Source organism: Shewanella submarina (assembly GCF_042646185.1).
GTDB lineage: Bacteria > Pseudomonadota > Gammaproteobacteria > Enterobacterales > Shewanellaceae > Shewanella > Shewanella corallii.
In genome coordinates, this window is the sequence record NZ_JBHRTD010000012.1 from 521,829 (window position 1) to 532,450 (window position 10,622).

Sequence of the window (10,622 nt, forward strand, 5' to 3'; positions counted from 1 at the left end):
CTACTGACAGACCCTGCCCCGTTAAGGAGTTGCCATGATAGTGAAAATCAGTCCAAGGGGCAGTATGGTACAACTTTCACAGCTGGAGGTGGATTCTCTCAAGCAAAGCGCGAAGAGTGACCTCTACCAGCTGTATCGCCGTTGTTCACTGGCGGTGCTCTCTTCCGGCCTGAAAAGCGACAATGCGGCCGAACTTTTTGAAAAGCACAGTGATTTCCAGATAAATGTTTTGCAGCGGGAACGTGGCCTGAAACTGGAACTGGTCAACCCACCCGCAGAAGCCTTTGTAGATGGTCAGATCATCGCCGGTATTCAGGAGCACCTGTTTGCCGTGCTCAGGGACATTCTTTACCTGTCGACCAAGTACACCAATCTCAAACATATCAACCTGACCAATGCCACCCACATTACCAATGTGGTGTTCGACATATTGCGTAATGCCCAGGCTATCCCCACCGACAGAGACCCAAACATTGTGGTGTGTTGGGGTGGACACTCAATTAACGAAACTGAATACAGATACACACGCGAAGTGGGTTATCAGCTTGGCCTCAGGGCTATGGATATCTGTACCGGCTGCGGCCCGGGAGCCATGGAAGGACCAATGAAAGGCGCTGCTATTGGCCACGCCAAACAGCGTATCAAAGATGCCAGATATATCGGCCTGACCGAGCCCAGCATTATTGCCGCTGAGCCACCTAACCAGATCGTAAACGAGTTGGTGATTCTTCCGGATATTGAGAAACGTCTTGAAGCCTTTGTGCGTCTGGGACACGGTATTATTATCTTCCCCGGGGGCGCAGGTACTGCAGAGGAGTTGCTGTATCTGCTGGGTATATTGCTCAACCCGGCCAATCAGGATCTGGTGTTTCCTCTGGTACTGACAGGCCCCAAAGAGAGCGCCGCCTACTTTGAGAAAATCGATGACTTTATCGGGGCGACTCTGGGTGAAGAAGCCCAGAGTAAATATAAGATTATTGTCGATGATCCTGAGCAGGTTGCCAGAGTCATGAAAGAGGGTATGGGAGATGTTAAGTCATACCGTCGCAGCACAGGTGACGCGTACCAGTACCACTGGTCGTTGAAAATTGAGCCTGAGTTCCAGCTGCCATTCCAGCCTACCCATGAAGTGATGTCCAATCTGGATTTGCGCTTCCAGAGCAACAAAGCTGAACTTGCCGCCAACCTCAGAAAAGCCTTTTCTGCTATAGTAGCGGGCAACGTCAAAGCGGAAACCATTACCCTGATTGACAGACACGGTCCATTCCAAATCCATGGGGACCCTGATCTGATGGAGATGATGGACACTTTGCTCAGCGCCTTTGTGGAACAACAGAGAATGAAACTGCCCGGCAGCGCCTATGTGCCCTGCTATCAAATAATAAAATAAATGAACACCTTATTAATTATTGATGGACTAAACCTGGTCAGGCGCCTCCATGCGGCAATGGGAACCCAACCCGATATGGATGCCCTGACCATCAGAGTCACCTCAGCCTGCCAGAAACTGATACGTTTTCATCAACCCAGTCATGTCACCATAGTGTGGGACGGCGATCAGGAGAGCTGGCGCAAGCAGCTCTACCCTGATTATAAAAAGGGCCGTAAGCCCATGCCGGAAGACCTGGCCAAGGCCCTGCCCGCGCTCAAAACCCAGCTGGAAAAAGAGGGCATTCACTCCATCGATGCCGAGTCAGAAGCAGATGATGTGATAGCCACTCTGGCCAGCAAGATAGTCAACCATCAGGGCAAAGCGATTATTGTCTCCACGGATAAAGGCTTTGCTCAGTTACTGCATCCGCAAATCGTTCAGTGGGATCACTTCAATCAGGCCTTCATCGATATGGAAGCTCTGGAGCGTAAGCTTGGCGTGGACAGAGCCCAGCTGCTGGACTTTATCGCTCTCTCAGGTGACAGCGGCAACAAGATACCCGGCATCCCAGGCATAGGACCAAAATCCGCTTCTGAATTGCTCAAGGCTTTTCGCACCCTAAAGAATGTTTACAATTCTCTTGAGATGCTCGGTGCGAAGCAGGCAAAGAAGTTGGACGAAGGTAAAGAGATGGCTCGAATGAGCTATAAACTGGGGAAATTGCGCACTGACATGCCGCTGGAAGTGAACCTCAGTCAGCTTAGAGTCAGTCAGCCAAAAGCATGAGTAATCATCAAACCCGGTTTACCCCTTGCCCACATATGGGTAAGGTAATTCAGTAACTGATCCAGCAAGGAAAGCCCTGTAATGAAATTCAATGCGCCGGCCGTAATCGGCGGTTTGTTTGCGGTCTATTTAGTATTTGTCGCCATCGTCATGCTCACCCATGAATCCACGCCCAATAATATGGATTGGGATGACAGGCAGGTGTACAACCTGCAAACCATCTCTACTCTGGATTTGGGCCAGGCCAAAAAAGAGGTTATTGAACTTCTGGGACAGGCCGATTTCTCTGAGGCCAAGCAGGGAATAGAAGGGGCAATGACGGTACTTTTTTATCGCACCCACAGGAAAAACTCAGACGGGGAAACCACCCGCGACGAGTGCACACCACTGCTGTTTATGAATGATAAATTAATCGCCTGGGGAACCGATACTTATGAGCAATATCTGTCATCCCCCACCAAAGAACTCTAAGCATTCCTGGCCCGCAATCTGCGGGCTTTTATTTTTAAATCAATCAAATAGGTCACGCTCCAAGCTCTTCTCTCATCACTATCCAGCGGTTTAACATTCCTACTTGTCACATGCGTGAAACACTCATATATTGAGTTTTAGCCCGTATCAAACAGTAACAACGAAAATACTCTCACACCTTGAGCAGGGCATTAACCGGGATAAAAGAGAGAAACAACTATGCTTGTGAAAATCACTTATCCAACCAGCTACAACCGGCATCAAATGATGTTATTGGTTCACTGTCTCAGCATGGGATTTGGTCAAAACTACCAACATGACGAACTCAACCATCGCTATTTGGTTGAGCTGGACAATACCTCGGACAATATCGATCTCAACTATCTCAGCGACTACTTTTCCTGGGTGGATATTGAGACCGACTACAGCCGCTGATTTAAAGCACTTCAGTTGCCCGGGGAAGCTTATTAACGCCTCCCCGGTTTTATCATCAGTTCATTCCTCAGTGACCAAAGCATTAATCAGATGCGCGTTGTGTCACTGCCCGGCTTGAACCAGCGTCATCACCAGCGCCTGAACTCCCATACATCAGACAAGCTGTCTTCAGCGTCAGGGTAAAGCGCCAGTACCGCCCTTTCTGTGGCTTCCAGTGCGCCCTCAAGGTATCCACCAAAGGTTCGGGACGCTTCACTGCCGGAAAATACCAGGTTTGGGTGCGCCTCATCACTGATCTCCTCCAGTCCACCCAACACATGCACGTGGGGGTTCTGTACCTTGTCGGCAGCAGAAGCGGTTAAAGGCTCCTGAGTCCAATCCACCAGATAAACCTCATCTGGCTGAGCCGCTTCATCGCCAAACAACCGGGTCAATTGCGACACTATCATGGTCTTGAGCTTATCCTGTCCCAGGGTATGCCGGGCAGCTGCGTTGTAACCAACAAATCCCATTAATGCGCCCGCCAGAGTGCCATCAGCCCGGTTAACGCTGGCATCATGGATCTCCACCAGCGGCCCCGCCTGACTGGCTGCCATACCGGATAATCCCAGCTCCCGCCAAAATGCTCTGGGGTAGCTGACAACAGCTTTGGCATGTACCGCCATCCAGGTCGGTATTGAGCCCAGCTCATCCAACATTTCAACGGACAATTCAGGCTCAAACGTCAGTGTCTCTGCCACCAGCCTGGGAGGCATAGCCACTATCACCTTGTCAGCAGTAAGCTCAGTCAGCGGCTCTCCACTGGCTGAATGCTGCATATTCACCCGGTAGCTGCCATCATCGTTCAGCGAGATTTGATTCACTCTGGTGCCCGTTTTAATCCGCTGAGCAGGTAAGCGTTCAATGAGCGCCCCGGTCAAATTGGCCATACCGCCTTCGAGCCGCCTTGAGTAACCGGCACTGTATTGTGCTGGGTACTTATCGGGGATCTGCCCGGCAGCAGACTCTCTCAGAACTGCGCCCTCGGCATATTGGCGATAGCTGTTGAGTTGCAGTATCTCAACCAGAGTCGAGATTCTGAGGTTCATATCCGGCCAGTACCAGGAAGGCCCCATATCCAAAGCCCCTCCATCCGGCTGTTGATCAACCACGGGTTCAGACAAAATTCGGCCCCCCAGTCTGTCTCTGGCTTCCACCAGAACCCAGGGCTGCTGCATCTGTTGCAATAACCAGGCAGAGAAAAGGCCACTCAGTCCTCCACCGATAATCAGAGTGGGATTATGGTTGTCACGGCGTATCTGAGTCATATTACCTCCCCCGGGTCTAGTAACGTTCATTAAATGGTCGAATATCCAGCTCTTGAGTCCAGGCTGTCCTGGGCTGGCGGGTCAGCTGCAAGTAAACTTCTGCGGCATCCCCGACACTAATCGCCTTATCCTGAGTCAAGGCAGGAAAGCGTCTGCGACTGGCATCAGACCAAAGCATCCCATCCACAATCAGATGAGCAACATGAACCCCCTTGGGACCAAACTCCCGTGCCAACGACTGAACCAGTCCCCGCAGGGCAAATTTGGCCGAGGCGAACGCACTGAAGGCTCCGCCTCCTTTGACGCTGGCTGTCGCACCGGTTGCAATAAAACAGCCATGCCCACGCTCAGCCATCATGGGCAACAGCTGTCTGGCCAGGTGAAAGCTGCTCATCACGCCGGTACGCCATACCTGCTCAAACTCCTGTTCGCTGACATTGCCTAAAGGCCCATAGTGAAATCTGGCTGTATTGGTTATCACCACATCAGGCACGCCATGCTCCTGAATCAGGGTGTGCAAGACATCTGTAACAGCGTTGCCGTCAGTCAGATCAACTTGAATATCCCCACCTTTACGAGCCAACCCTATAACCCGATACCCGGCCTGCTCGAATTTTTGTCTAAGCGCAACTCCCAGCCCTTCTCCATAGCCAGCAATCAACATCAACGGAGAATTGTGTTTTGCTTTTTGCCAATTCATGTTCAGCTCCATCAAACTTTCGATGGCTCAATACTGATTGGCAGCTTCTGCTGGGACAAATCAGAATATTTTCCCGGGCGGGATAGTTTTTCTTTAGCGACTGTATCCAAAGATGGCATGCCGAAGAATAAATTGCGGGTAATAAAAAGACCGGCACGGTGCCGGTCTTTGTTAAAGCTGTAACTTATGTCAGTTATCAGTCCTTGTCGTATTCTCTGTAAGCTTCACCAGCCTTGATCCACTCAGGAGCAGGAGTGCCTTTCAGATAATGGTCGAAGTACTCCATCATGCGAATACTGTAGTCCACCTTGTTGGGATATTTCTTAAGATGGTGCGGCTCATCCTCATACTGAAGAAAGACCACATCCTTACCCGCGCGGCGCATAGCCAGGTACATCTCTATCCCCTGCTCCCAGGGCACGGCATCATCTTTGTCACCAAACATAATCATCATTGGTGTTTTGATGCGCTCTGCGTAGAACACTGGCGAGTTTTCAATGTACTTATGTGGTGCCGCCATCAGGCTTTCACCAATACGGCTTTGCCCTGTTTCATACTGGAACTGACGAGCCAAACCACTGCCATGACGGATACCACTGAAGGCGCTGGTCATATTGGATACCGGCGCGCCACTGACAGCAGCTTTGAACATATGGGTTTGGGTGATGGCAAAAGCCGTTTGATAACCACTCCAGGAGTGACCATGCAAACCAATGGCTTTCGGATCGGCCACGCCCATATCAATAATGTGCTGCACGCCTGAGGTCAGCGCCTGCACAGCAGCCGGCCCAGGGTAACCTATCTCAAAACGGATATCCGGCAGGAAGATGGCATAGCCATTATCCGCGTACCAGGCGAAATTGGGTCTGTGGTTAACCTTCATCGCCGGGAAGCTGTGTAGACGGTCGCTCATAAAGCGGTAGTAATACACAAGCACAGGGTAACGCTTACCTTCCTCATAATTGTTTGGCTTGATCAGCACGCCATCCAGTTGACGACCATCACCATTGGTCCAGCTCACTAGCTCAGACTGACTCCAGTCAAAACCGTCACGCTGCTCATCCAAATGGGTCTGACGCTGCCCCTGTTCAGGCTTGAGGTAATCGGCGGTATAGAGATCCGGGAACTGGTTATATTGCTCTTTGGAATACACCAGAGTGTCGGCATCATCGGCCCGGCTCAGCAGCTTCAGCTTATAGTCACCCTGCATCAGTACATCGGCGCCGGCGCTGCCCAGTCTGGCACCATAGAAACCATCACCTTTGGTTTTGTGGCTGTAACCATGCAGCATGACTTTGTCACCATTATCCGGCGCAGCAGGTTCGTCCCTGTCGGCACTCAGACCGGTTACCCGGTACTGAACTCCGGTCTCACGGCCTTTACCGTCAGTCAGCATAAAGCCTTTGCCTGAGGTGGTATCGAACTGCCATACATCGTATTTGTCGTATACCAGCACGCCTTCGTCATCATCCAGCCAGGGGCCGAAACCATAGCCCGGAGCCTGTGAAGGATAGTCATGATCTTCATCGGCAAAAGGCGTAGCGATACCAGCGCTCAGCTCTTTGCGACTGTTGGCGGCAATATCATGCAGATAAACATTTCCCTGCTGGAAGTAGGCCAGAAACTTACCATCAGGAGACAGTGATGGCCCGGAGCGGCTGGGTTGCTGAGTCAATACCAGCTGCTTGCGGCCCGTATTCAGATCCACCAGATAAAAGTCACGGTAGAAACCGGCCCAGGTGATCATTTTGCGATAAGGCAGATCAGAGCTGGCAACCAGATAACGGCTCTGAGGACCCAATTCCAGATCCGGCACAGTCTCATCGGCCAACTGCACCACCTGACCGCTGCCAAGGTGCATCACAGCCTGATAGGTACGTTTCACTTCCTTGTCGTACTGCTTAATCTCATGGGGCTTGATACGTGGATCTTCGCCATGCCAAATCTTCAGATTACGCTGGTCGGTAATCACTGCAGTGTTATAAAGATCAGCTTCATTCTCATACTTGCTGAGCGTTTCAGGTTTGTTGATTTGCGGTACCCGGCCAAAGAACAGTCTTAAGTTGTCCGGACTGAAGTCCAGCTCGCTGTAACGATTCAGGGTCCACTCATCACTATTGGCAACAAGCTGCTGCTTACCTGAGGCAAGGGTGGTCAGCGTCAGCTGATATTCCCGCTCATCAATATCCTTTGCTGCCTTGCCTGAGGTATGAGCCAGATACTTACCATCATCGCTCAGGGCAAGATGGCCAATTTGCTCTCCAGCCTTCACCTTGAGATCGATAAGCTTGTCAGCACCAATATCGTAAAGCTGAATTGCTTGCTTACCCGCTTCGATATCATTGATAGCCACCGCCGCCTTACCACCGGCCTTGGACAGGGCAAAGCCTGTGACATCATCAAACTGGTACTGCTTACCTGTACCCAAGGCGATCAAAGTAAATGGTGCGCCCTTGTCAGCCTTATCGACTTCAGGCTTACTCTCGTTGTCGTTTTTCCCGGCCTTGGCTTCAGCTCCGGCGGCGTTGGATTCAGTCTGGGTATCAGGGTTATCAGCCTTGTCTTTGCTCTCTTCTTCGGCTTCGAACTCAATCGCCAGCAAACGGCCATCATCACTGAATGAGAAGGACTTTACCCGTTCGAAACGCAGCTCTTTGCCGGTTTGGGTATCCAGCAGGACCATGCCGTTTTTAAGCTTTTTCTTCTCTTTCTTGGAAGCAGTTTCCCGCTCGAACAGGGTAGGTTCTATTTCGGCAGCGACAAAACGGCCGTCGGCGCTGACTTTGGGATTGGATGCACCAGCCAGCTCAAAACTGCGGTCACTGCCGGGCATCCTGACCAAAGTACGGCTGTCGCCTCTATCCGGCGCGGCTTCCACAGCCAACAGTTGACCATTATCTGAGAGTACAGGTTTCTTGAGAGACTCAAACTTCATGATGTCGTTAAGAGTCAGATCCTTCTGCGGTGCTGCAACGGCTCCAGTGGCCAACAGCATCCCGGATGCGAGAGGTAGTAATTTCAATGTTTTCCTCTTCTTATGTTAATAGCTATGGGTCGGCAGCTGCCTCACCCCACCACTAGACTAAAGTCGATTTTTGGAGGTTTAGCGCCCAATATTCGCGACTTAACGGCATTTATGCAAGTTTACCCGGCCACCCATCTGTGACTTTCATCACCATTAATGTGAAAAAATCACAAAAAACGTGTAAAATAAGCGGGTCATATGTCATGAAAGTTACCTGTGAAAGAAACACAGGCGTGACTACTGCAGTAACGACCAACATGGATGGATTCCAGATGTCAAAAAGAACGATTACCGTGATCCCAGGTGATGGGATTGGTCCAAGCATCATTGATTCTGCACTGAAGATTCTCGATAAAGCCGGATGTGATTTTGAATATGAATTTGCCGACGCCGGCCTGACAGCTCTCGAAAAGCATGGTGAATTGCTGCCACAGCGTACCCTGGATTTGATTGAAAAGAACCGTATTACCCTTAAAGGCCCACTGACGACTCCCGTAGGTGAAGGTTTTACCTCCATCAACGTTAGCCTGCGCAAGAAGTTCAGCCTTTATGCCAACGTACGTCCGGTACTGTCATTCAAAGGCACCCAGGCTCGATATGAGAATATCGACATCATCACAGTGCGTGAAAACACCGAAGGTATGTATTCCGGTCTGGGTCAGAAAGTCTCTGACGACGGCACCACTGCCGAAGCTACCAGCATTGTGACCCGTCAGGGCGCCGAGCAGATTGCCACCTTCGCCTATGAGCTGGCCCGCAAAGAAGGTCGCAAGAAAGTGACCATAGTGCACAAGGCCAACATCATGAAGTCAACTTCCGGCCTGTTCCTGAAAACTGCCCGTGAAGTGGGTGAGCGTTATCCGGACATTCAGACCGAAGAGATGATTGTGGACGCCACCTGTATGAAGCTGGTGATGAGCCCAGAAAACTTCGACGTGATTGTTACCACCAACCTGTTTGGTGACATTCTGTCAGATCTCTGCGCCGGTCTGGTAGGCGGTCTGGGTATGGCCCCGGGCGCCAACATTGGTAAAGACGCCGCGATCTTCGAAGCCGTACACGGCTCTGCCCCGGATATCGCTGGTAAGAACTTGGCTAACCCAACATCAGTTATTCTGGCTTCTATCCAGATGCTGGAATATCTGGGTATGGCTGACAAAGCCGCCAAGATCCGCGAAGCCGTATCCGCAGTGATCGAAGAAGGCGACCGCACTACCCGCGATTTGGGTGGTACTCACGGTACTACTGACTTTACTGAGTCAGTACTGGAACGTCTGTAATCGTCTGACGATACTATTTAGCTATCGGTTAGTTTGATTTAAGCTGGTTTAATGCAAAAAAGGTGAAGCTCAGCTTCACCTTTTTTATTGGATGTTTGGTTGTCACCATAGTGCTGTGCTTTACGGCCTGTTGCCACTGAGGATTAGTACCAAGCTTCGCTTGGTCGAAATCGTGGAGCTTCGCCCCACACCCGACCAAGAGGGGCTCAACAGCAAGTCCCTCTTGGATCTCCCCTGCCGCCCCAACCGAAGTTGTTACCCATCGTAAAATGACTTCAATTACGCAATCGGCACCGATTCGCCATCCATGGCTCAGCGGTACCTGCCCCGTCATCCATGACGGGACTTGCTATTGCAGCCATTTCCCTCCGGCAACTTCGGACGGGGATAAGGTGCAATCTGCTGCACCACTGTATATTGCTTAGGGACATTAGTTACTTTGGGCTCATGGGGGATAACGTAGAGCTAAGGGGCACGACGATAGGAGCGTCCCTTTGAGCGCCATGTTAGATGCCGATTTCACTTGGTGTCACCCTGCGCAAGAGTAATGATGGCCTTTATTGCGTTCCTTGCTTGGGGGCTGTTGTGCCAACATGTTGACCCCATCATTTGAGAGATTTGTTTGGTGACAAAAGCCGAGTCTTCCTCGGCCAACTGCGACAGCGCCGAGAAACCGATTTGCTCTAAGCGTGCGATGACGGTTTCGCCAACGCCTTTGAGCGCAAGCATTTTCTCTTTTTCGGTTGCGGGGAAGCCCATGCCTCAAGCCTTGCACATGACAGTAATGGATACGGTTTCCGGCTGCACTAAGGAAAATAGCTTACCCAAACTTTCCTTACGCGCCATTCGTTCATTCGAGAGGTGCGCATCCTCCGTTGTTTCCCAAAAGTAAATATCGACCCATTCGTCGCCATTTTTGTATAGCGTCTTGTCAATGAAGCCGCCTATGGACTTGAGATCAGGGACAAGGCCAAGGGCGGCTTCAATCATTGCTTGGTCGGTAACGCCCGGCGCGCTTTTCCATTTGACGATTTCGACGACATTGGTGTTCATGGTGTTTCTCCGAGAAAAAGGACGTATCGATGCTACACAACCGATGCTGACAGCGTGGTGTCAGTAGGTATCTAACGCCGTGGTAAATTCTGTCCAGTGGAGCGAAGCGGAACGATGTTTGACCACTTTGTTGAACGAAGCCGCTACGCGGCAGAAAAAAGACAACGCCATTCGCTATCGCCATCCTGAATAC

10 protein-coding genes are annotated in these 10,622 nt (G+C 51.0%); 5 read left to right on the forward strand and 5 right to left on the reverse strand.

The annotated features are described in order from the left end of the window. The first annotated feature begins 34 nt into the window (after nt 1-34). From ppnN to ACFOE0_RS11240, 4 genes are all read left to right on the forward strand, one after another. Nucleotides 35-1,390, forward strand: a complete 1,356-nt coding sequence (gene ppnN, locus ACFOE0_RS11225) for a nucleotide 5'-monophosphate nucleosidase PpnN (RefSeq protein ID WP_248935950.1) — start codon at nt 35-37, stop codon at nt 1,388-1,390. Beyond that, nucleotides 1,391-2,158 (forward strand): flap endonuclease Xni, encoded by a 768-nt coding sequence (gene xni, locus ACFOE0_RS11230; protein WP_248935951.1) that lies wholly within the window; start codon nt 1,391-1,393, stop codon nt 2,156-2,158. It abuts the gene before it with no gap. Nucleotides 2,159-2,239: 81 nt separating this feature from the next. After that, a complete protein-coding gene (locus ACFOE0_RS11235) occupies nt 2,240-2,629 on the forward strand; it encodes a DUF3192 domain-containing protein (protein WP_248935952.1) in 390 nt (129 codons plus the stop codon). 219 nt (nt 2,630-2,848) lie between these two features. After that, the gene (locus tag ACFOE0_RS11240; RefSeq protein ID WP_248935953.1) at nt 2,849-3,064 is read left to right on the forward strand and encodes a hypothetical protein; all 216 of its coding nucleotides are present in this window, start codon (nt 2,849-2,851) and stop codon (nt 3,062-3,064) included. A 128-nt stretch (nt 3,065-3,192) separates the two neighbouring features. Here the strand turns inward: ACFOE0_RS11240 and ACFOE0_RS11245 are convergent, their stop codons facing one another. From ACFOE0_RS11245 to ACFOE0_RS11255, 3 genes are all read right to left on the reverse strand, one after another. Continuing rightward, nucleotides 3,193-4,371, reverse strand: a complete 1,179-nt coding sequence (locus ACFOE0_RS11245; RefSeq protein WP_248935955.1) for a flavin monoamine oxidase family protein — start codon at nt 4,369-4,371, stop codon at nt 3,193-3,195. A 16-nt stretch (nt 4,372-4,387) separates the two neighbouring features. Next, entirely contained in the window at nt 4,388-5,071 is a 684-nt protein-coding gene (locus ACFOE0_RS11250) for an SDR family NAD(P)-dependent oxidoreductase (protein WP_248935956.1), read from the reverse strand. Between the two features lie 196 nt (nt 5,072-5,267). Beyond that, entirely contained in the window at nt 5,268-8,093 is a 2,826-nt protein-coding gene (locus ACFOE0_RS11255) for a S9 family peptidase (RefSeq protein WP_248935957.1), read from the reverse strand. Between the two features lie 275 nt (nt 8,094-8,368). Between ACFOE0_RS11255 and ACFOE0_RS11260 the strand changes: the two genes are divergently transcribed. Next, nucleotides 8,369-9,376, forward strand: coding sequence for an isocitrate dehydrogenase (locus tag ACFOE0_RS11260; RefSeq protein WP_248935958.1), 1,008 nt, complete (start codon nt 8,369-8,371; stop codon nt 9,374-9,376). 519 nt (nt 9,377-9,895) lie between these two features. Here ACFOE0_RS11260 and ACFOE0_RS11265 read toward each other — a convergent pair. Together ACFOE0_RS11265 and ACFOE0_RS11270 are read right to left on the reverse strand one after the other, a co-directional pair. After that, nucleotides 9,896-10,135 (reverse strand): helix-hairpin-helix domain-containing protein, encoded by a 240-nt coding sequence (locus ACFOE0_RS11265; protein WP_248935960.1) that lies wholly within the window; start codon nt 10,133-10,135, stop codon nt 9,896-9,898. A gap of 3 nt (nt 10,136-10,138) precedes the next feature. Continuing rightward, complete coding sequence (locus ACFOE0_RS11270) at nt 10,139-10,429, reverse strand: hypothetical protein (RefSeq protein WP_248935961.1); 291 nt, start codon at nt 10,427-10,429, stop codon at nt 10,139-10,141. Between the last annotated feature and the right edge of the window lie 193 nt (nt 10,430-10,622).